This window comes from Paenibacillus agilis (assembly GCF_007786455.1).
Lineage (GTDB): Bacteria > Bacillota > Bacilli > Paenibacillales > Paenibacillaceae > Paenibacillus_B > Paenibacillus_B agilis.
The window spans coordinates 2477382-2499200 of sequence record NZ_VNJK01000001.1 but is presented as its reverse complement, the minus strand read 5'-3'; the positions used below and the strand labels follow the sequence as shown (position 1 = coordinate 2499200).

The 21819-nt window shown below is 36.0% G+C and carries 20 protein-coding genes; all 20 read left to right on the top strand.

Annotated elements, in window-relative coordinates:
* Positions 1-32 precede the first annotated feature (32 nt).
* Positions 33-1676 carry a serine hydrolase domain-containing protein gene (locus tag FPZ44_RS11190; protein ID WP_186786002.1) on the top strand — a complete coding sequence of 548 codons (1644 nt, stop codon included), beginning with the start codon at positions 33-35 and terminating at the stop codon, positions 1674-1676.
* Between the two features lie 4 nt (positions 1677-1680).
* Positions 1681-2724 (top strand): LLM class flavin-dependent oxidoreductase, encoded by a 1044-nt coding sequence (locus tag FPZ44_RS11185; RefSeq protein ID WP_144990174.1) that lies wholly within the window; start codon positions 1681-1683, stop codon positions 2722-2724.
* Positions 2725-2808: 84 nt separating this feature from the next.
* On the top strand, positions 2809-4092 hold the full coding sequence (locus FPZ44_RS11180; protein ID WP_186786001.1) for a coproporphyrinogen-III oxidase family protein: 1284 nt from the start codon (positions 2809-2811) through the stop codon (positions 4090-4092).
* 5 nt (positions 4093-4097) lie between these two features.
* On the top strand, positions 4098-4364 hold the full coding sequence (locus tag FPZ44_RS11175) for an acyl carrier protein (RefSeq protein WP_144990170.1): 267 nt from the start codon (positions 4098-4100) through the stop codon (positions 4362-4364).
* Positions 4365-4370: 6 nt separating this feature from the next.
* Positions 4371-4691 (top strand): PEP-utilizing enzyme, encoded by a 321-nt coding sequence (locus FPZ44_RS11170; RefSeq protein ID WP_144990168.1) that lies wholly within the window; start codon positions 4371-4373, stop codon positions 4689-4691.
* Complete coding sequence (locus FPZ44_RS11165) at positions 4684-5685, top strand: hypothetical protein (protein WP_144990166.1); 1002 nt, start codon at positions 4684-4686, stop codon at positions 5683-5685. Before FPZ44_RS11170 ends, FPZ44_RS11165 begins: the two co-directional genes overlap by 8 nt.
* Positions 5686-5718: 33 nt before the next feature.
* Positions 5719-6555, top strand: coding sequence for a PEP/pyruvate-binding domain-containing protein (locus FPZ44_RS11160; protein ID WP_144990164.1), 837 nt, complete (start codon positions 5719-5721; stop codon positions 6553-6555).
* Positions 6556-6636: 81 nt separating this feature from the next.
* Positions 6637-7581 carry an aldo/keto reductase gene (locus FPZ44_RS11155; protein ID WP_144990162.1) on the top strand — a complete coding sequence of 315 codons (945 nt, stop codon included), beginning with the start codon at positions 6637-6639 and terminating at the stop codon, positions 7579-7581.
* 4 nt (positions 7582-7585) lie between these two features.
* Entirely contained in the window at positions 7586-8956 is a 1371-nt protein-coding gene (locus tag FPZ44_RS11150) for a class I adenylate-forming enzyme family protein (protein WP_144990160.1), read from the top strand.
* A 28-nt stretch (positions 8957-8984) separates the two neighbouring features.
* Positions 8985-10616 (top strand): HAD-IIIC family phosphatase, encoded by a 1632-nt coding sequence (locus FPZ44_RS11145; RefSeq protein WP_144990158.1) that lies wholly within the window; start codon positions 8985-8987, stop codon positions 10614-10616.
* A complete protein-coding gene (locus FPZ44_RS11140; RefSeq protein ID WP_144990156.1) occupies positions 10603-12300 on the top strand; it encodes an ABC transporter ATP-binding protein in 1698 nt (565 codons plus the stop codon). Before FPZ44_RS11145 ends, FPZ44_RS11140 begins: the two co-directional genes overlap by 14 nt.
* A gap of 15 nt (positions 12301-12315) precedes the next feature.
* A complete protein-coding gene (locus tag FPZ44_RS11135; protein WP_144990154.1) occupies positions 12316-12885 on the top strand; it encodes an anthranilate synthase component II in 570 nt (189 codons plus the stop codon).
* Between the two features lie 15 nt (positions 12886-12900).
* Positions 12901-14682, top strand: coding sequence for an aminodeoxychorismate synthase component I (gene pabB / locus FPZ44_RS11130; RefSeq protein WP_144990152.1), 1782 nt, complete (start codon positions 12901-12903; stop codon positions 14680-14682).
* Entirely contained in the window at positions 14675-15094 is a 420-nt protein-coding gene (locus FPZ44_RS11125; RefSeq protein ID WP_144990150.1) for a hypothetical protein, read from the top strand. The genes pabB and FPZ44_RS11125 overlap by 8 nt, the downstream gene beginning before the upstream one ends.
* Before the next feature lie 4 nt (positions 15095-15098).
* Positions 15099-16835 carry an ABC transporter ATP-binding protein gene (locus tag FPZ44_RS11120; protein ID WP_144990148.1) on the top strand — a complete coding sequence of 579 codons (1737 nt, stop codon included), beginning with the start codon at positions 15099-15101 and terminating at the stop codon, positions 16833-16835.
* 16 nt (positions 16836-16851) lie between these two features.
* Positions 16852-17367 (top strand): adenylyl-sulfate kinase, encoded by a 516-nt coding sequence (locus FPZ44_RS11115; RefSeq protein WP_144990146.1) that lies wholly within the window; start codon positions 16852-16854, stop codon positions 17365-17367.
* A gap of 21 nt (positions 17368-17388) precedes the next feature.
* A complete protein-coding gene (locus FPZ44_RS11110) occupies positions 17389-18147 on the top strand; it encodes a class I SAM-dependent methyltransferase (protein ID WP_144990144.1) in 759 nt (252 codons plus the stop codon).
* 9 nt (positions 18148-18156) lie between these two features.
* Positions 18157-18885, top strand: coding sequence for a phosphocholine cytidylyltransferase family protein (locus tag FPZ44_RS11105; protein ID WP_144990142.1), 729 nt, complete (start codon positions 18157-18159; stop codon positions 18883-18885).
* Between the two features lie 12 nt (positions 18886-18897).
* A complete protein-coding gene (locus tag FPZ44_RS11100; protein ID WP_144990140.1) occupies positions 18898-20481 on the top strand; it encodes a discoidin domain-containing protein in 1584 nt (527 codons plus the stop codon).
* Between the two features lie 16 nt (positions 20482-20497).
* Positions 20498-21553 carry a hypothetical protein gene (locus FPZ44_RS11095; protein WP_144990138.1) on the top strand — a complete coding sequence of 352 codons (1056 nt, stop codon included), beginning with the start codon at positions 20498-20500 and terminating at the stop codon, positions 21551-21553.
* The last annotated feature ends 266 nt before the right edge of the window (positions 21554-21819 follow it).

Sequence of the window (21819 nt, the reverse complement as noted above, 5' to 3'; positions counted from 1 at the left end):
TGATGTATTGTGAATTAACGGATAAAAGTACGATGTTACCTGGCAAGGAAAGATTACTTGAAGTGTTAAATAAACATTTAAGATTTGTTCCCGGTTTCAGTATTGGCATTATAAATGGTGATGACTACTATTTTTATAGCGCTGGCGAAACTATATCTGGCTCCAAGCAGAATGTGGGTATTGATACAGGTTTCTCGATTTCATCCTTGACTAAAGTTGTTACTGCACTATTAACAATTAAATTGTTTGATGAGGGGAGACTAGACTTATTTCGTTCTGTTTATGATTATTTACCCGATTTTACATTCAGAAACCACGCACACGGCGATGAAGTTACATTGTTTCATTTATTAACACATACAAGTGGGATGGCAGCGATTTTCCCCAATTTTTATATATCAGATGATAGCTCGTTAGAACAGCATGTATACCAAGAAGTATCACAAGTAAAAATGATAAATAATAATAATCGCATTTTTAATTATAGCAGCGCCAACTATAATTTATTGGGGTACATTTGTGAGAGAGTGACAGGTTTATCATTTGATCAATTAATCAAACAGTTTACATGCAAAGTCCAAATGGAAAAAACGGTATTTAATCTAGAAACAGCCTATAGTCTTAATAACTTTGCATCTGGACACATGGTTAATATGAAGTTGTTCACACCGACTCCTAAGATTGCATTTGTACCAAGCTACCATCCATCAACTCAACTCATTTCAAATGTTCGAGACCTAGCGAATATTGCACATATTTTACTCAATGAAGGAAATTTGAATGGTGAAAGATTGATAAGTCAATATCTATGGAAAGAGATGTTAACACCCAAAGTAAGTATGTATTCTGAAAGAGGAGACTTTTTCGGAATGGGACTTGGTTTTAAGGGGAAACATGCAGATCGTGTCGTTCATGAGGGAATCGGACTTGGTTATTTCAGCCGATTGTATTTACGCCCAGAAAAAAGATCAGGTGTTATATTGCTTGCAAATTCGCAACTGTATGGGCATACAAGTAAAATCACTCATTTAATTATTGATGAAATGTTAGAAGACAATAAAAGAGTATTTATCCCACAACCTCCATGTGTATACACTGACAATACTGATATTCGGAAGATTTCATTTTCGGACAGTTATTACTCCATGTCAGGCAAACCATCCAAAATTGAAATTACTAAGGAACAAAATCAATTAACACTATTATATACTGATCTTTCCAGTGGAGTCTGCACAAAGTCTGAAATTCGCCAAAAACAGCTAGGATTAGCCGTTATTATTTCTAACGAATGCAAAAAAATTGGATTCGTAGGCCAAAAAGACGACGATCATATTATTGAGACCGTCATCATTGGGAATACACTGTATACTGCCACCGCACAATGGGCAGCTACTTACTGTCCAGATCGATTTGTAGGGACTTTTGTTGGTTTTCTTGAAACCAGTGAGCAGCTAGAAACGATTTATATTACTCTAACAAGCGAGAGTGAATTAATCCTAAAAAGCTATGAAAAGAGTTATAAACTATTTAGTCTGCAAAATGATAATAAAAGTTTCAGCTGTGGAATTGGTCACATTGAGTTCTATAAAGCAGATAATGTCGTTAATGGTTTTTCGTTGAACTACTGTTTGAGATTTATAAAAGTGAACGATGATTTTATTCCGTGTTCGGAGTGATTGAATGAACAATAATTTCGAGTTTTATACTGATGTAGATGTTACATTGTATGGTTCCAATGCAATGGAGTCTGATATAAAAACAATATTAAAAAATCATGTTTGTATGGCAGAAAAATTCAATTACAAAGGAACCTTGATTACAACAAGCTCTACTACACTTGATCCATGGATGATTGCCAGTCATATACTTGAAAACACACAGGATTTTACGCCGTTATTAGCGTTACAACCCTATACGATGCCGCCTATCACGGCAGTAAAAATGGTACAAACGCTTGAAGTACTTTATGGCAGAAGAATTGGTATTAACTTCGTTACGGGTATCAGCACTAAAGGTTTAAGTGAAGCGGGAGTTACATTGAGTCACGATGAGCTGTATATAAGGTTACAAGAGTATATAAGCTTATATGATACCCTCATCCGCTCTGGGAATGATTCAGTCACATTTAGCGGTAAGTATTATGAATTAAAGGACTATAGAGCCAAGCCCAATATTCCATTTACGTTGTTTAACGAAAATGATAGAGTTCCAGAAATTTTTGTGTCTGGATCTTCAGATAACGCTATTAAAACTGCAATCAAATATGGAAATGTATATCTAACGCATCCAGGCCCTATTGAGCGATATCGTGATAAAATACTAGAAATTAATGGTGATGAAACGAAGCTTGCTATTGGAATAGGTGTTATTGCACAAGCTGAAGAGAGTAAAGCTTGGAGTTACGCTCGCTCTGTATTTAAGCCAAATCGAAAAAGCATTATAGAAGCAGCAATGAAACGAAGTTCGCATTCGCAATGGATTAAAGATCAAGCCGATCTCTCAGTTGAAAAAGACGTATTTGACCACGTTTATTGGACAGGGGCATTTAAAAGCAACTCTTTATATCCCTATATAGTAGGGGACTATGATCAGGTTGCAAGCTATTTACAACAATACGTTGATATTGGTGTCCAAACCTTCATCATTGGTGGACCATACACGGAAGAAGATTATGTTCATCGTCAAAGAGTATTCCAACGCCTAAAGAAAAAAGAAGGGAGTTGATATTGTTTTGTGACACAACATACGAGTAGCTAACGCTCAGATTGTTTATAGCGGTGCCATTAACTAATGATTGGAGATGTCATATTGGATCTTTTAATGAAAAGAGAAGATTTTACAACGTCATATCCTCCATTTAATGTACTAAACATTAAAGACACTTCAGCACTTTGGGAGAAAAAAAGAGTAAATGTTTACGTCCATCTTCCATTTTGTCCGACAAGATGTGATTTTTGCTATTACCGTGTAGAAGAGCCAAAAGGTAGAGATGAGATCTCAGATTACGTCGAGCTATTGCTGAAAGAGATTGAAATCATGTCCCAGCGACCAGAATTTAATACATATACCATGGAATCGATGTATTTTGGCGGGGGCACACCAACGATGCTGTCAGCTGACCAAATCGTGACGATCACAGAGGCGATAAAAAAAGTATTCCCTGTAACCGATGATTTTGAGTTTTGCGTAGAGGTTAGGCCTGGCGGCGAAGCAACAACACCTAAACTGGAATCGATGAAGAAACTCGGTGTTCATAGGGTAAGTATGGGAGTGCAAAGTTTGGATGAGAAGGTGCTGGAACTTAACGGACGAAATCACTCCAAACCTCTGTTCTATAGTACTTATGAACGGGTTCGTAAAGCCGGTTTTGATTGGGTGAGCTGTGACATCATGTCGGGAATGGTAGGAGCGACTGATGAGAATTGGATAAATACCATTAATGAGATGGTTCAACTGAAACCAGAAAACATTGCCTTGTACAAAATGGAGGTTTATTACAACACAAAATTATTCCGAAAGGTGAGAAAGGACCCGGATTTGTTGATTTCGAATGCAAAGGAAGTACAACATTTTGAGTATGCTCGTGAAACTTTCGGGCGTAATGGGTATTCGATGTGGGATTGCTTCAGTTTCACTAACAACGATCGTTATATTCATCGTCATCGTCTAAATGTACAAAGTGGTGGTGAAATGATTGGAATTGGTCTATCCTCACATTCCTATGTGAACGGTTATATCTATCAAAATGCATCTCAACTAAATGAGTATAGGGATTTTGTAAACAATAATAAATTGCCAATCAATCGAGCATACAAAATGAGTCAGCAGGATGAAATTATACGTTTTATTACGATGGGATTGAAAAATTTATCTTTCAGCGCTAGCGATTTTTTAAATCGATTTGGTTTTGAGGTTCAGGATTTGTATGGCAAGCAGATGAGCTATTTAATGGAAAAGGGAATAGTAATTAAGAATGGGGACAATTTTATTGTTACTTCTTCTTACTACGGCTATGCTGATGACATTGGAAGATATTTCTATCCCGAAAACAAAAAAGAATCTATGCTTGCACATATTTCTAGAGGAGGCTAACGATTATGGAAAAAGAGATGATTATAGAGGAAATTAAGGAGATGTTACGTTCAGGACTCGCATCTTCGACCATAACAGATGAAATTCATGAGGATACTTCCTTATTAAGGGATGTAGGACTAGATTCAGTTCAACTAATCGAATTGGTCGTTGTTATTGAAGCTAAATTAGATCTACCGATCTTTAATGAGGATTTAAATGCGAGTCTTTTTGATCGTTTTGGTAGTTTGGTAGACTTTATTCACTCCAAACTATTGCAAAGGCAGGTGTAAGGGAATATGAAAAGCACATACACAGGTGTGGCCGTTAATCCTGGCTATGTAAAAGCAAGGGCATATGTGGTGTCCGATGAAAATACTCGCCCTTTTACTAAAGGCGATATATTAGTCGTCCCATACAGTCATCCTCGATACTCCTTGATGCTCTTTGATGCAGGGGGACTTGTATGTGAGACTGGTGCTGTAATGGCACACATCTGTATTATTGCAGGTGAGATCGGTTTACCTTGTTTGACTCAGGTTGCTGATGCCACTCGTATTGCAGATGGTAGTTTAATTGAGGTTGATTCAGAAAAAGGAGAAGTGAGGATCGTTGAATGATTCGATTCTATTGGAAAAGTATCGGGATTCTTTGAAGGTAGCATGGGGTTACAATGATTATAATGATTGGCCGATCAGGATTTCGTCAATTATGCATTTGTTCGCCGATGCATTTGCAGAAGAGTTTGTTAGTGACCTTAATATGATCTGGGATCGTACTGAGGATGCTGCTGAAATAATTGGTAAGGCGTTTAAGTTCCCTGGAAGAATTTTTAGACTAATTGATGTCGTATTGTTTGGCCTACGTAGAAAGCGAATCCCATTAAGTGAACAACATCAATTTATTTTTAAAATGATCAAAATCGCTGAAACTTTAAAATTGAGTGATACATTCAGCGAACTTGGAACAAATCTTCTAAAGGGTACACACATTCCAACTGAATTAGATAGGATAAATTCAAATGTTGTTCATCGACTGCAAGCTGCACTATTCGCCTATACTGAAGCGACATTATTTAGAGGACATGATGCAACTAAATCGGTCCATGGTCCATATACAGACGATAACAGTTGCTTTATATTCCGAGAATATTACAATCTAAGACCAACGGAACTATGGGAGAGAAAATTATTATTGCCTGTCGAAAGTATTCGAACGATTTGTAACTATAACTCAGATGTTGAAGTTAGGGTAGATAATTTTGATCATATTTATCATGAGGGAATTCTAGGTAAGAGCCTTATCGGGAGTGTTATAGAGATAAACGGTGTAAGAGAGAAAAATGATCAGGTTATTATTGAACTGACTGATGAAATTATTCAAAAGGCACGAGCAGTTGCCGCTATTGTGGATAGATGGGAATGGAGACAAAAGGCAGAAAAGTATGCTGAAATTTTTTGGATTAGAAAATATCCATTGAGTAATTTATGTGGAAGGACCAAATCGCCTCCGTCGCATGTGTATCACCAAATTTTACAAGGGAATATTAACAAAGTCAGACAAAAGTGTTTATCTCCTGATGAAGTAGCTAAGCTGATTCGACTTGTATTGTAACACTGATGACAATTTGCAAGGAGGTAATAAGCGTTGAATAACTTAACCATACAACTTGCTGATGTTATCCAAGAATTTTCTAAAGAACAGATTGGTGGTAAGGTTTGGCGACTAAGCGCTGCTCTTGCAAAAGGAATGTCGGTGCCTAATGGCATCGTCATTCCTCATTGGGTAATTGAAAATGTTGCTATAACCGATCGTAGAATCTTCTTAAAAGATATTTTAGAAATGCTAAATGAAATTAATTGTTATGCTGTAAGATCAAGTTCTACTTTCGAAGATAATCCAATCGCTAGTGGTGCGGGTATTTTTAAAAGTATTTTAGCTGTAAAGGGCAAAGATCAGATAGTTGAAGCAGTGTTAGAATGTTGGAATGAGCTTTGTTCTCCATTAGTCCTTCGATATACAGAGCGTTTGGGAGCTTCAAACCTGATGCTTCATATTTTTATTCAAGAAATGGTAATGCCAAAACGTTCAGGAGTTGCTATCATTGGTCGTCCTGAGCCTAATCAGTGCATGATAGAAGGAGTTTGGGGATTAGGCGCGGGTGTTGTTTCAGGTGAGGTAAGTCCTGATTTTGTGTCCGCTCAGTTAAAGGATGCAAACATTATAACTTTGCGCAGAGGTAATCAACAAACCGTTATGTCCGCTTCTTCAGAAGGCGGAATTTACTATAAATCAATAGTGAAAGAGAACGAAGCTCCCGTATTTGATCAAAAATTTGTAAACGAATTATCGCATTTTTTGAGAGAGCTAGTATCATTCTTTGGAAGCGAACAAGAAGTAGAATGGGCTGAAGATGGGCAAGGGAAGATCCGACTACTACAAATACGTCCTTTAACAAGCAAAACCGCATTCAAGTCATGCTGATTTAATGTTTTCATCTAAAGTTTATTTATTCCCATTTCTTTTTAGTTGTATTTACTCTAACTATAGGAAGAAGGATTATCAATGGATGCCCGTCGATTAGGTCATTCGGGACTTAAAATATCGCAGATTGGTATTGGTACATGGATCAATTTTTCATCAGTGGAAGAGAATCATCGATCGTTAATCGCTTCAGCCATGAAAGAAAATATATTTCACTTTGATACAGCGGATCTTTATGGTGCTATGCCTGGCTGGTCAGAGGAGCTATTAGGAAAAACATTAAAAGATATTCGGAGATCCTCATACGTACTAGCAACGAAAGTTTGCACGAAGGTAGGAGAAATGCCCAACGATAAAGGTCTCTCACGTAAACATATAATGGAGAGCTGCGATCGCAGCCTGAGGAGACTCCAAACAGACTATATAGATATTTATTATTGTCATCGATTCGATCCAGAAACCTCACTTCACGAAACGATGGATGCATTTTCTACTTTGAAAAAACAAGGGAAAATTTTATATGCAGGAATTAGCATGTGGAAAGCTGACCAAATAAAAGAATTTTGCGAACTGGCTAAGGAATATAAGGTACAAGTGATTGCGAATCAGTTGCTATACAATGTATTACAACGCCCATCGAAAGAAGTGTTAGAAGTTTGTGAGCAATACGGTGTTGGGCTAGTACCTTATTCACCTCTTGCTCAAGGATTACTAAGTGGAAAATACATGAATGGCTTGCCAGAATCATCAAGAGGGGCAAAACCTTATCGTAATAAATGGATTCTCAAGTTGCTTGAGGATGATCAACTAAAGGTAGGTATGCAGCAATTTCACAAGATATGTAATGAGGCTAATATTCCGCTAATTGCAGCCGCATATGGATGGTTACTTTCTCAACCTAACGTCTCAGGAACCGTCAGCGGATTTAGCAGCAAGGAGCAGCTGGATGAATTATTGAGCTATTCTTTTGAATTATCTGAAAACGTCATACATGAGTTGAACGAAATATCCTATCAGATTAAATGAAAGGATGAGAACTATTATTAAAAAAAAAATACTCCATGTCTTGGAGTCGAATAAGTTCCGATTTTCAAATAACTTGGACATATGGTTAGACACTCATGATTTACATATAAGTATTCAGAGAATTAAACAAATGCTTTCGATAATACCCAAAGGACCAATTGGAATCGTATGCTCTGACCGGATTGTCTTCTTGAGCCTTGTAATAGCTGCTACCTTAGACGATAGAGGTATCGTTCTGTTTGGTGACAAGTGGACACCCGCAGAACTTGAAGGTCATTTTCAGAAGAGTCCGTGTTGTGCATTAATCTCGGATAAACCTTTTAAAGCGTGCCGCATGATGGATCCTCATGATCCTATTTATGTATTGGAAAAGGATCAGTTGCATACTGCATCTAGCGGAAGCTGGATCGGACAATATACATCAGGGACCACTGGTAGAAGTAGATTAGTGATCCGAGACTGGGAGGCAGTTTCAGAAGAAATATCGGCTTTACAACAGTCAATGGCTGTATGCGAGGGCGCAATTTTCCTGAATATGACTCCTCTTCACCATTCATATGGTTTTTGTGGTGGGATGATGTGGCCATTCTTTCAACAATACAGAGTTTTCTTAATTCAGTCATTTTATCCATCCTACGCTAGAAAAATATGGAGTGTTCTAGAGCCGGATGTGGTATATGGTATTCCTTATCAGTATCATTTTATAGCAGATGCTCCAGGTCCAGATATCACACAACCACAATATGCGTTTTCTGCTGGGGCGCCACTTACTAGGGATGTTAGACAGTTGGTACAGGATAAACTTTCTTTAAAACTTACAAATAATTACGGGAGTACTGAAACAGGTACTCTAGCGATTTATCCGAACATGACACCAGAAACTAATAACCATGTTGTAGGTTGGCCTTTGCAAGGGAGAACATTTTCGACAGATGAAAAGAAGCAGCTTCACGTGTGTTCAAAAGGAAATATGAAAGGTTATTATGACGGATTGGAGCAAGACGGGCCGTTTGCTACAGGAGACTTTGGTGAGATAAGGGAAGATGGGTGTGTCGTTGTCTTAGGAAGGATAAAGCCTGTTATAACAATTGGTGGTATAAAAGTAAGCATTGAGAAGGTTGAAAACGTTTTGAAAAGCATACAAGGAGTAAAAGATGTTGTTGTTATCCCAGAATCGGCTGAAGGATTTTATGAGCTCATTAAGGCATTTATCGTGTTAGAAGAGCCATCGATTCATATTACAGATAAATATATTAAAGAGTACTGTAAATTAAATCTACAGCCTGTGGAAATACCAAGAAGGTTGATATTCTTAGATAAGCTGCCGACCTCGGATACTGGAAAAATTCAAGGGAAATATCTTGTAGAGATGTAAAACTACAGGAACGAGGAGAGAGGCTTTTATGAATGAAATAATAGGGTATAGCGATATATTGTTGGCGTTAAAGCGAATTACGGATGCAGAATCTGCGACAATGTTGTTAATAAGCGACCTTTCACTTGAACCTATTTTAAGCCAGACTCTGAAGGTGACAATTTATGATGCGTTGTCTGTAAATATGAAGATGAAACATATTGGCCTAGATGATTTTTTTCAGCATAATCATACTGAAATATTATCAGAAGCAGATTACATTGTGATGCACATTGATATGAAAAGCTTACTAAGCTCGGTTATGGGAAACGAAGACTTCTTAGATCTGAAGCTATGTTTTTGGAATTCTGTTATGGAGAAAATAAGAGAATTAACCCAAGCACCTGTTTTGGTGCTGATTCCTGAACAAAGTTATCGAGATATAGAGAAGACTCAAGTTGAATATTTACGAGAGAAATTAAGGATATTTTGTTCAAGACAAGGTGGTTACGCTATCGATTTAACGAGTGCCTTAACCCAAGTTGGTACTAAATTATTTTACGATTACCGAGCATTATATGCCTATCATCTACCTTATTCATTCACAGGATGCTTGGCTATTGCACAAGTGATTGTAAAGGAAGTGAAGAAAATTCAGGGGAAATATAAGAAGTGCATCGTTCTTGATTGCGATAATGTTTTATGGGGCGGCATTCTTGATGAAGTTTCAATAAACGGTATTAGTCTAGACACAACTTATCCAGGAAATCAGTATCTACACTTTCAAGAATACTTATTGAAATTGCACGCCTGCGGGGTCATATTAACAATATGCAGCAAAAACAATGAAGAGGATGTACTGCAGGTATTGCGAAGTCATCCATTTATGCTAATCAATGAATCTCACTTAGCCACTTTTCGGATTAATTGGTTTAACAAAGCTGATAATATCATAGCAATTGTAAATGAAATAAATATATCTATGGATAGTGTTGTTTTTATTGATGACTCGTCTTTTGAAATAAATCTTATCAGAGAGGCTGTACCAGAGGTGATTCCAATTCAATTTGACATGAAAAGGCCGTATGAAATGACAAACCTTCTGGAACGGCTCGATTTATTTAAAACTGATCGTCTGACAAATGACGACTTAACAAGAAACGCAAGTTACATTGCGGAAAGAAAAAGAAAAGAGGAGAAAGAGAATTACATTGATTATGAGCAATATATAAAATCACTTCAAATTCGTATAGAAACAGAAACACTAAATACTTTTAATGTGTCCAGAATGTCACAATTGACGATACGGACAAACAAATGCAACTTATCTATTCGTAAATATCAAGTTTCAGAGTTATTGGAAATGACCGAAGACGAAAATTATTGGATAAGATGTTTTAAGCTATCTGATAGGTTTGGGGATTATGGATATATCGGTTTTTTGATCGTACATATTAAAAATTGTCAACATCTTCATGTAGACGGATTTTACTTGTCTTGTCGAGCCTTTGGTCGGAACGTTGAACATTATATGGTGGATTTTATGAAGGACTCATTTCAAAGTGAAGATGTAAACATCACTTATAGCTATGTGTCGAATGGGAAAAATGAAGAATTCAGCTGGTTTATGCAAGAATATTTGAATAGTAAGTCGGAGAGGGGGTTACATGTTGTGGAATAATCAAAAATATCGTATACATATTGTCTCATTTTTGAAGCATTATTTGAACAATGTCAAACGTTATGTAGTGGGTCTCTTTTTGCTAAGTATTATCAGCGTGATGGTTACCTTCTTGCCACCCGTGATCTATCGAATTTTTATTGATGATATTATCGTCGGAGGTCAGTTCTCTAAATTTTTTTCAGTGGTGTTGATTGGATACTTAGGGATACAACTTGTGAAAACAATTTCTAGCTACCTACATCTCTACTGCAATAACCGTTTAAGTTACCATTTGTTATTCAATATTAAAAGCAAAATTTTCAGTGACTTTGTGCGAAAAGACCTTAATGGTGCGTGTGATGACAGCATTGCGAATGTGAAAATGAATATTGAAGATGACACTGCATTTATTAGGGGATTTGTTGAAAAACAAATAATTCACTATATTATTTCTGCCATTTCGATTCTTATTTCTTGCAGTCTGTTGTTCTCGATTTCATGGAAACTTGCTGTTATTGCTGTACTTATGATTCCATTGACGTTGTATTTTGATCTATTTATTAGTAATAAAGAAAAAAATATTGTGGAGCTTAACCGAAAAAACGATGAGCAAATGATCTCGTGGTTTTATGCATCTCTTAGCGGCTGGAAAGAAATCAAGGCGCTTAATTTAGAAAAATACGAGAAACGAAAATATGTTAGATTCTTGAATAAGTTTGCTAAATTGCACACGCTCAGAATTCAATTTTTTGTAATACGTAGTTTAGTAATGCCATGGGTGAAAGATAAGTTTGTAATGCAGTTGTTATTGTACTTTATTGGTGGTTTATTCGTAATTCAAAGTGATTTGACCATAGGGTTATTGGTCATGTTCATTCAATACAATACGGTTTTAGCAGATTCGGTTAAGGAGTTGTCTACAGCCGATGGAGAGCTAAGAAACCAAAAGTCGATTATTGATCGAGTTATAAAGCTTCTTACTCAAAAAACCTTGCAACGTCAAAGTACCAAGTGGAGAAAAAAAACAACGATAGAGCTAAGTAATGTAAGTTTCAGATACCCTGATCAGGGTCGTTTAATATTGAATAACATCAATTTAACAATCCAGCCTGGGGATCGTGTTGTCATTTCTGGAAAAAGCGGGGAAGGAAAGTCCACACTTCTAAAAATGATAACGGGAATGATAGAACCTGTTGAAGGAAGTGTAGCAATTGCAGGCATATCTATTCAAAATATTAACAAGCGCTCGTTATACAAAAAACTGGGATATGTAATGCAGGAAACGTCACTATTCCATATGACGATTCGTGAATACTTTTTGTTTATTAAACCACATGCAACGGAAGAAGAAATCACTATGGCATGTAAGAAAGCACAAATTTACAATGACATACAGCTAATGTCGGATAAATTAGATTCTAATATGGGTGAGGGCGGAAGCAAACTTTCTGGCGGTCAAAAACAACGGATTATTTTAGCGGGGCAACTTCTAAAAGATGCGGAAATTATTGTTTTAGATGAAGCTACTAAACATCTTGATCAGCAAACCGAGGATTTACTTTATACTGCTTTAAATGAACTCTCACAAGATAAAATTATCATTTACATTACACACCGTAAATCCGTAGTTCCTTTTGGAAATCGTTTTTTATACGTTAAAGATGGCAATGTGATAGAAAATGCTTTGTTGATGAATACATAGCACAGGGGGTTTGGTATGGTTATTGTTATTGATAACTACGATTCCTTTACTTATAACATCGTTGATTACTTGAAACAATTATCTGCTAATGTCAATGTCATAAAAAATGACTCAGTTACTATTCAAGAACTGCAAAATTTACGGCCGAAATATGTTGTTGTTTCACCTGGACCACATTCCCCTGAGCGGGCAGGAATTAGTGTGGAGGTTATAAGAAAATTAGGTCACACCATCCCTACTCTGGGTATATGTTTAGGACATCAAGCAATAGGTTATGCCTTTGGAGCAACGATTGCTAAGGCAACTAAGCCTATGCATGGAATGCAGTCGAAATTGTACCATGATGGCAGAACTATATTTAATCAAATTCCGTATCCTTATACGATTGGGAGGTATCACTCTTTAATTGTAGATAGACTAAACCTTCCAGAAGAACTTGAAATATCTGCATATTCTGAGGATGGAGAAATAATGGCCATACGACATAAGATATATCCAATTGAAGGGATACAGTTTCATCCTGAATCTTTTCTGAGTGGTTATGGCTTACAGTTGCTTAATAATTTTATGGAGTACTATGCCTAAATAAAGGGTGAGTTTATGAGTGAATTTTCTTTGAATGAAATAATGCTTTTTGATTTTGCGAACAACCAAGGGAAGCGTGAGCGACTTGTTTTTACGGAACCTCTTAGGATTTTTGAAGCATACACATATGAAGAAGTTTCTAATGCATGGGATGAAATCAATGTATATGTTAATAAAGGTTATTACGCTGCCGGTTATGTAGCCTATGAAGCTGCACCTTTCTTTGATCAAAAATTGAAAATCAAAGATAATATTGAAATTCCTCTTTTATATTTCGGTATTTATACTGCTCCTTTAAATACATGCAAACCAAAAGTATGTTTTAACGAAACTGAAGCAATAAATTGGTCTATGAGTTTAAATGAAGATCAGTATTATAATTCTATAAAGCGTATTAAAGAGCATATAGCTGAAGGAGACACATATCAGGTTAATTATTCGATGAGACTGTACAGTGATTTTAATCAGAACGATTTAAAATTTTATGAGCAATTGATGGAATCACAAAATTCTAAATATAGTGCTTATTTAAACCTTGGGCGTTATCGAATTTTGTCAGCTTCTCCAGAACTATTTTTTGAACTAGATGAAGGGGTTATTACAACTCGACCCATGAAAGGAACATGCAAAAGAGGGCGCTGGAATGAAGAGGATACAGCACAGAAGGCTCTATTAAAAAATTCTCTTAAAGATCGTGCAGAAAATGCAATGATCGTCGACTTACTTCGAAATGATCTATCTAAGATAGCTAAAGCAGGTTCAGTTACAGTAACAGAAAAATTTACGATTGAAAAGTATCCTACTGTATATCAAATGACATCTACTATAACTGCCTCAATCTTGGATGGACTTACGACAGAAGACGTATTTCATGCATTGTTTCCATGTGGATCTATCACTGGGGCTCCAAAAAAAAGTACCATGGATATTATTGCGGAGATAGAAGATAGCCCAAGAGGTATTTATTGCGGTTCTATTGGGTACATAACTCCTGATCGTCGCTCTATTTTTAATGTAGCAATACGCACTGTTATGATTGACACTTGGAAAAGGAAAGCGGAGTATGGGATTGGTGGCGGAATTACATGGAATTCGGATAGGAAGAATGAGTATGAAGAAGCACTCATAAAGGCAGTTATTCTGCAAGAGAAACCCCTGCGGTTTGAACTTCTCGAAATAGTAAAGTTGGAGCAAGGACAGTTTATACAATTGGAATTACACTTGAAAAGGTTGGAGCAAACCGCAGATTTTTTTGATTATCTTTTTGATCACGATAATGTAATTTCTGAGCTGTTGTCATATTCTTTTACGTTAGCACATGATAAATCATGGGAGATAACCATTTACATAAACGAAAGTGGTGTAACAAGGTTAGCCTCATCACTATTTAAAGAACTTGATAGTATTCAAACTGGAAAACTGGCTCTTCGAGCAGTTTGCAGAAAATCTAAACACCTATTTCATAATACAACGATTCGTTTGAAAAACGAGCAAATTCAAATCGAAGATGAAAATTGTTTTGAAACTTTGCTATGGAACGAAGAAGATGAGTTAACTGAATTTACTTCTGGGAATCTTGTCGTTAAGTTTGAAGGACAGTATTACACGCCTCCCGTGGATTGTGGATTGCTTCCTGATATCATGAGAGCAGAGCTTCTAGCTACTGGAAAAATATCTGAGCGAATTTTTCTAAAAGACAAAATTCTCGAGCTAGATGAAATATGGATGGTTAATAGTTTAAGAGGTTGGGTTCGAATTCAGTTATTAATATCTAGCGAGGAGGGAGCTTTTGGCTAAGAAGATGCGTTTAGGTCAGCGATATGCTCGTATAATGACGAGAACATATACTCCATTTGCAATGTACGTGACATTCTTTATCGCATTAATTATTTGGTCCAGCTCCTCTGTAGATACGAATGTATTTCAAACATACAAATCATCCATACACGAAACAAAAGCATCCATTTTTATTGATGACGAAATTAAACCTTCATCAGACATTATTTATATTTACACCGATAAGAATCAAAATCTATACAAGTTTCAAATTAAAGATGTGACACAAGTAGATGGTGCCACATATGTGAGTGTGCATGAAATTGATAAGTTGCTCAGCTTGACATCGGAATTTATGAACAAACAATTGTATGCTGAAATACCAAGCGGCAAAGTATCTTTACTAAGAAGAATGGTTCCGTTAGGAGAATGAATCCATGAAGAAGGATGACAATCATTTTGGTATCTTAGATAGTATCCGATTTTTGCGAGTGTACCTTAAAAATTATAAAATAAGTTTTGTTTTATTTGCAATAGGATGGATGCTTGAAGGTTTGCTACAGTTGCTTCTCCCAGTATTATTTGGTGTCTTAATTGATGAAATGGTCTATTACAAAAATATCGATGTGTTTTTAGACATTAGTCTAGTCATTATGATTTTTTCTCTCTTTTTATGTACATTATATTTTGTTATTTACACTTACTTTAATCAGATAGTTGGAAAATATACATTTGATATCAAAATGGATTTATACGATCACTTGCTTTCAGTTAAAAATAATTATGTTGATGATTCGAGGGCAGGCGATATTATTACTACAATTCAAAATTACACACATGAATGTGTCTTGATCATTACCCGTAATCTTGTATATACGATTTATTGCACGTTGATGATCCTATTGTTTAGTACGTATATATTTTTTGTGAATTGGAAAATTGGTGTACTGTTTATGGTCTTTGCTCCTATTTCAACCTACATAACATTAAAAAGTGGAAAAAAAATAAGGGGTTATTCCAATCAGTATCGTTCCGTTTATGGAAGTTACATTGGATGGTTGTTTGAAATGCTGAATGGAAAAAAAGATGTTAGGTTACTGGGAGCACAAAATATTGTTCGAAAAATGTTTACGCGCCGCCACAAAGAGTTGTTCAGCCTAGAAATAAAAAAGAATATGTATAGTTTAAATTTAACTAATTCAATTGAAATTGTAAATGTTCTAATGCAAGTGTCAATATTTGGTTTTGGGGCGTACCTTGCCAGTAAAGGAGATTTAACAGTCGGTGCACTTATAGTTATTATCGCTTTTTTTGCTGAAATCAATAGTAATATCCTTTTCCTACATGGTTACTATGTTGATTTGCAAGATAGGCTGACAGCGGTGAAATATATTAAAAACTTTAAGGACTTACCAACGGAGTCCGAAGCAGGAGAACGTTCACTTGTTGTTCACGACGGTGAAATCGAATTTCAAGACGTTCAATTTACTTACTCCAGCGAAAACATTTTAAATAATTTATCGTTACATATTAAAGCAGGTGAAAAGGTTGCTATAGTTGGGAAAAGCGGAAGTGGAAAGTCAACTTTGGCCAATATGCTGATTGCTTTTTTAAAGCCTAGTAAAGGTAATATTTTAATTGATGGACAACAATTATCTGATTGTTCTCATAAATCTATTCGCAGTTGTGTTGGTGTAGTACAGCAGAGTGTTTTAATGTTTGACGGAACAATTCGAGAGAACATCCGATTAGGAAATTTAAAAGCAACGGATATAGAACTCTTAGAAGTTTGTGAAAAAACGGGCATTATGGAATTTGTCAACAGTCTCGAAAAGGGGCTTGATACTGTAATTGGATCGAAAGGAGTATCATTATCTGGCGGGCAAAAGCAGATGATTGCAATTACGAGAATTTTTTTGAAAAATCCGAAAATTATAATTTTTGATGAAGCCACAAGCTCTTTGGATATGGAAACTGAAAGCAGATTACATGAGTCTTGGAGTAAGGCGTTTACAGACCGAACAATTATTGTAATTTCCCACAACTTAGCCTCTGTTAAGCTTTGCGATCGCGTTATTTTATGTGAGGGTGGGCAAGTTATTGAAGAAGGAGAGCCTAACGAGATGCATCGAACCAGCCAACGATATAGAGAATTATTCTCCTTAAATATGTAGTGTGAGGGTGTTTTACATGTCAGTATATTGGATAACGGGTTTATCTGGGGCAGGTAAGTCGACAGTAGCTGCAGCTCTCTATGAGCGACTGAAATGTATTGAAAGCGTAGTACTTTTAGATGGAGATTCGCTTCGTGAAGTTTTTGGTGATGATATTGGTTATACTTACGTGGATAGAAAGAAAAGCGCTATGCGCAATTCTCGATTGTGTAAATTGATTTCGGATCAAAACATAAGTGTTATTTGTGCAACAATATCGATGTTTGATGTGGTCAGAGCTTGGAACAGGGAAAATATTCTTGATTATTGTGAAATTTATTTAAATACTCCAATGGAATTGCTCTACAGACGTGATCAAAAAAAATTGTACAGTAGAGCTCTACTAGGACAGATTACTAACGTTCTTGGTGTGGATATGCCTTTTGAGGAGCCCAAGAAGCCAGATGTCGTAATCCTTAATGATGGAGTCTTAACACCTGAAGCTATAGTAGAGCAAATAATAGCTAATCGCGTTTTATATGAGAGAAACTAAATATCTCAAAGGAGGAAAAAAATGAAAACAGAGTGGGATTACACAGAAATGGCACGCACTTACTTGAAACGTCCGGATTATGCGAAAGATGCTATTCAAAAAATGATTCAGATTTCGAACGTTAAAAAAAGTGATTTGATATGTGATATTGGTGCAGGTGCAGGCCATCTTACCGTGATGCTTACTGAAAGGGGGTTCCAAGTCTGTGCAGTTGAGCCAAACGAAAGTATGGCTACTCACGGAAAACGACGAACGCAACTGTATAATCCAAAAGTATTATGGATTAATGCTATTGCTGAGAATACGAGTTTAAGTAATGATCAATTTCAGTTGGTAACATTCGGTTCTTCTTTTAATGTAACTAATCAAAGTGAGTCATTAGTGGAAACAAACAGAATATTGAAGCGGGATGGTTGGTTCGCGTGTATGTGGAATCACCGTAATTTAGAAGATGAAATACAACAACAAATAGAGAAAATAATTAAAACTCATATATCTGAGTATGATTATGGATCTCGTAGGCAGGATCAGACAAACACGATCAATGAAAGTAAATTGTTTGATAATGTGACGCTTATTGAAGGTGCTGTGGAGCATACGATTTCAGTCAGTAACTGTATTGATGCTTGGAAATCTCATGCAACACTTCATCGTCAAGCTGGTGCCAAATTCGAAGAGATTATTGCTCATATTGAAGATTTCTTATGTAGTTTAAACCTTGAAGAGCTTGTTGTGCCATATACAACCAAGATATGGATGGCTAGGACGAAGAAAGGATAGTGCTAATTTGTGAGAGCAATAATATTAGCAGCAGGCAGAGGCAGTCGTATGAAAGAATTAACAAATGATATGCCAAAGTCTTGTTTAGAACTTTGGGGTAAACGTTTGATAGATTGGCAGCTCGAAGCAATAAGGAATGTAGGGATAAGAGAAATTGCTATAGTTACTGGCTATCGGAGAGAGTTTCTGCAATTAGAAGGTGTGACAGAATTCTATAATTCGAATTGGTCTAAAACAAATATGGTAAGTTCTTTAATGATGGCCAAACCGTGGTTGGAATCAGATGATTGTATTATCTCTTATTCTGATATTTTTTATACTGAAAGAGCAGTTTCAGCTTTACTTAATGATAATTACTCCTTTTCAGTCGCGTATACTACTCATTTTATGGATCTGTGGAGTCAACGCTTCTCAGATCCGTTGGTTGATTTAGAGACATTTAAGCTCAGCGAAAATAATTTAATTAAAGAGATAGGTGGGATTCCAACAGTCACCTCAGAAATCGAAGGGCAGTTTGCTGGACTCTTTAAAGTGAACCCGAAAAGTTGGAATAAAATTAAACAATTTTTAAATATGCAGCTCGAAAGCTACATTGCTAAGTTAGATGTTACCTCATTATTAAGTTTGTTGATTAAAAATCACTTTGACATTTCTGGCGTTCCCATTGAGGAAACATGGTTAGAAGTAGATACTCCTCTAGATCTAACGTTGTACAATAGCTGGACCAATAACCATTAAAGGGGTGTGTTCATGGAAATCATAGAAAAGCCAATTTTTTATAATTATCTGGCCTGCTCGAAGTCACAAGCATTAAAATATTTGGCACTCAGAGTAGATATTACTCCACTAATGTGGAACGCTTATGAACCGGTCACCTCTATTTATGAAGAAATGGTGGTTAATAGACTTACCCCTTGGGAATATAATTGGGAGCTCAAGCCATTTAATGATGAGGTGGGTATTTTTAAAGAAGATATAGTTGTTGAGAATTTTCAAAATGGAAAAGCAGACATTATTCAATTATTGAACGAAGGGTATACTGTTCAACTTAGCGTTTTAAATCGCTTTATTCCACATATGGTGCAAAGTCCACAAGATGGTAATCATTCTCTAGCTATTATCTCTTATGATAAGCATAAAGACACGTTTAAATTATTCGATTATCCATATGAGTATGAGTATGATGCGAAAATTATTCAAGATGGTTACAATCATGTCGAAGATAACTACTATTTATATTATCGAATTCAGGAAACTGGTCGAAGGCCAACATTAAAACATCTATTCCAAGAGAGAATGTTACAAATGTCTGATGACTTTAGTTGCTATGCACATTTAAAACGGCAGATACTAGATCGTTCTATTGCAACTGATAATCTAATCTTTTTCTTTGGAGTAGCATCTTTATCTAGAGAATTAACTTCTACGTTTATCAGTAATAATCAGTACTCCAACTACCTTGTAGAGATTTCTAATAAAATATATAGGCAGATGGAAGTGCTAAAGCAGCTCTATTTAAAAATGTACTTGAAAACGAGTGTTTCAAACCAAGAACTCTCTAGCATTGCTCAAAAGATAGATACGCTTATCACATTAGAAGTTGAATTTTTGAATGGGATTAAAAATGAAATATTAAGCGGTAATAAAATTGACTCTCTGATTATGAATCCTGACCCGCCATCAGAAGTTTATATAAAGTATAGGACTGACACTAGTGCATGGTTAGTATGGAGTGATCTTGAAGTTGAGAAACTTGAGAACATGACATATGAAATTTATATTAACTCAGAATTAATAGATGTTTGTAAACAAAACACTTATATTATTAGTGAATTACTTCCTGAAACGAACTATGTCGTACGTATTAAAAGTGTAAATAAATATGGTCTGAAGAGCTTAGTTGACAAGGAAGTGTCGTTTAGAACAACTGCGAAAAAAACATTTGGTAATTTGTCGTATGGTAAACCTGTTATAGCTTCTTCTTTTGAAGATTTAGATCGGCTTCATTATCATATCGTTGATGAAGATACGAGTACAAGATGGGGTAGTTTATACAACGATCATGAATGGATTGTTATTGACTTAGGATTTCCAAAAGAATTTAATCGAATTAGGCTGCATTGGGAAGCGGCACATGCCATTAAATATCGTATCCAAATTTCGAATGATTTTGAAAACTGGATAGATTTACATTATGCAGAGACATGTAAAGGAAAAGAGGAAGAGATAACTAAAATACCGAATCAGGCACAATACATTAGAATTTATTGTGAAAAGAGGGCCACGAAGTTTGGCTACTCTCTTTGGGAGTTTTCTGTATATAACGATAAATAAGGCTTGGGGTGGTAAAATGAACTGCGAAAAACCAGACAAACTATCTTGGAATCTAGTTGATGATTTGGAAAAATTTCATATCGGCACTTCTGGAGCAGTTAAATCATCGTTTAAAGGAAAAGAGGCGCTTTACTTTGAAGAAGGCGGAACTGCTGTTTTGCTAAAGGAAGAGATTAACTATCATTCATTTTTACTTCAAGCAGAAGTTGCTATTCCAGAAGATGTCGTAGCATTTATCGGCTTAGTTTTTGGTGCTAAAGATCAATCTAATTATGAACTTATTTATGTTTCTCCAGGAAACAAAGGAATTGGTGAAATTCAGTATGATCCTTATATGAATGGATCTTCTACTTGGCAAATTTATAATGGACCACATTATCAAATTGATATCCCTTTTTTTACTGGTGAATGGACCAAGCTAACACTTAAAGTAGATCCCGACACCGTGAGTGTATTTGTCGGTGAAACAACTTCACCGCAGCTTATTATTCCTAAGGTTCAACTAGGCAGTTCTATTGGGAAAATAGGAGTATGGGGCTATTTACCGTGTTATATCCGTAATCTGTCTATTTTAGAAATCCCCACTGAAAATAATATTTCGTGCGCAGTAAGGAAAAATGAACTGGATATTGATTTTTTAACTGAATGGTCAGTATCACAACCCTACTTTAATCAAGATGATGCAGCTAATTTTGAGGAACTTGCTTGGACTAAAGTAGTTGTTGAGGATAATGGAACGATTAACTTTAACAGGCTCTACTCTTGCGAGAAAAACAATGTAATACAAGCCATAAGTTCATTCTATCTGCCTGAAGCAACTCAATCAGACATGTCCTTTGGATATAGTGATGTACTCCGGTTGTGGGTAAATGAAAATGAAATTTTTAAAGGTACTTGGAAGTGGGATCCACCTAATTATGATGGTCGAATCCGTGCAAATCATACTTCAATACGAGTAAAATGGAAATCTGGTATAAATGTGGTCAGAGCAGAAGTGAAAAATGAAGAAACTGTCTTTGGATGGGGGCTAGCCCTTCGGACAGGAATTATTACTGATATTAATTTAAGTTAGGATTTTAGAGGGTTTGAGTCCTACTAATGTTCGACCGATATCCCTTCTCACGAGATGTGCCCACAAGCGAGCTGTACAAATTGATTAAAAAGTATTGACTAGGTCTGTTGTTTCTGTGAAAGTAGCTGATAACCTCAAGCTAAGAAATAATGGTAACGAAAAAAACTAATTAGATTCTTCCAGTTTTGTTTCGTAGCTTGAACAGATCAAATAGGTACAAAAATGATTGGTTTCAATAGCTGGATGAGCTAGGAATGTTCCATACA

Coding starts and splice junctions, on each gene's coding strand:
- FPZ44_RS11095 (WP_144990138.1), top strand. CDS start 20,498: ATGAACTGCGAAAAACCAGACAAACTATCTTGGAATCTAGTTGATGAT.
- FPZ44_RS11145 (WP_144990158.1), top strand. CDS start 8,985: ATGAATGAAATAATAGGGTATAGCGATATATTGTTGGCGTTAAAGCGA.
- pabB (WP_144990152.1), top strand. CDS start 12,901: ATGAGTGAATTTTCTTTGAATGAAATAATGCTTTTTGATTTTGCGAAC.
- FPZ44_RS11120 (WP_144990148.1), top strand. CDS start 15,099: ATGAAGAAGGATGACAATCATTTTGGTATCTTAGATAGTATCCGATTT.
- FPZ44_RS11190 (WP_186786002.1), top strand. CDS start 33: ATGTTACCTGGCAAGGAAAGATTACTTGAAGTGTTAAATAAACATTTA.
- FPZ44_RS11150 (WP_144990160.1), top strand. CDS start 7,586: ATGAGAACTATTATTAAAAAAAAAATACTCCATGTCTTGGAGTCGAAT.
- FPZ44_RS11100 (WP_144990140.1), top strand. CDS start 18,898: ATGGAAATCATAGAAAAGCCAATTTTTTATAATTATCTGGCCTGCTCG.
- FPZ44_RS11110 (WP_144990144.1), top strand. CDS start 17,389: ATGAAAACAGAGTGGGATTACACAGAAATGGCACGCACTTACTTGAAA.
- FPZ44_RS11135 (WP_144990154.1), top strand. CDS start 12,316: ATGGTTATTGTTATTGATAACTACGATTCCTTTACTTATAACATCGTT.
- FPZ44_RS11170 (WP_144990168.1), top strand. CDS start 4,371: ATGAAAAGCACATACACAGGTGTGGCCGTTAATCCTGGCTATGTAAAA.
- FPZ44_RS11140 (WP_144990156.1), top strand. CDS start 10,603: ATGTTGTGGAATAATCAAAAATATCGTATACATATTGTCTCATTTTTG.
- FPZ44_RS11185 (WP_144990174.1), top strand. CDS start 1,681: ATGAACAATAATTTCGAGTTTTATACTGATGTAGATGTTACATTGTAT.
- FPZ44_RS11175 (WP_144990170.1), top strand. CDS start 4,098: ATGGAAAAAGAGATGATTATAGAGGAAATTAAGGAGATGTTACGTTCA.
- FPZ44_RS11115 (WP_144990146.1), top strand. CDS start 16,852: ATGTCAGTATATTGGATAACGGGTTTATCTGGGGCAGGTAAGTCGACA.
- FPZ44_RS11155 (WP_144990162.1), top strand. CDS start 6,637: ATGGATGCCCGTCGATTAGGTCATTCGGGACTTAAAATATCGCAGATT.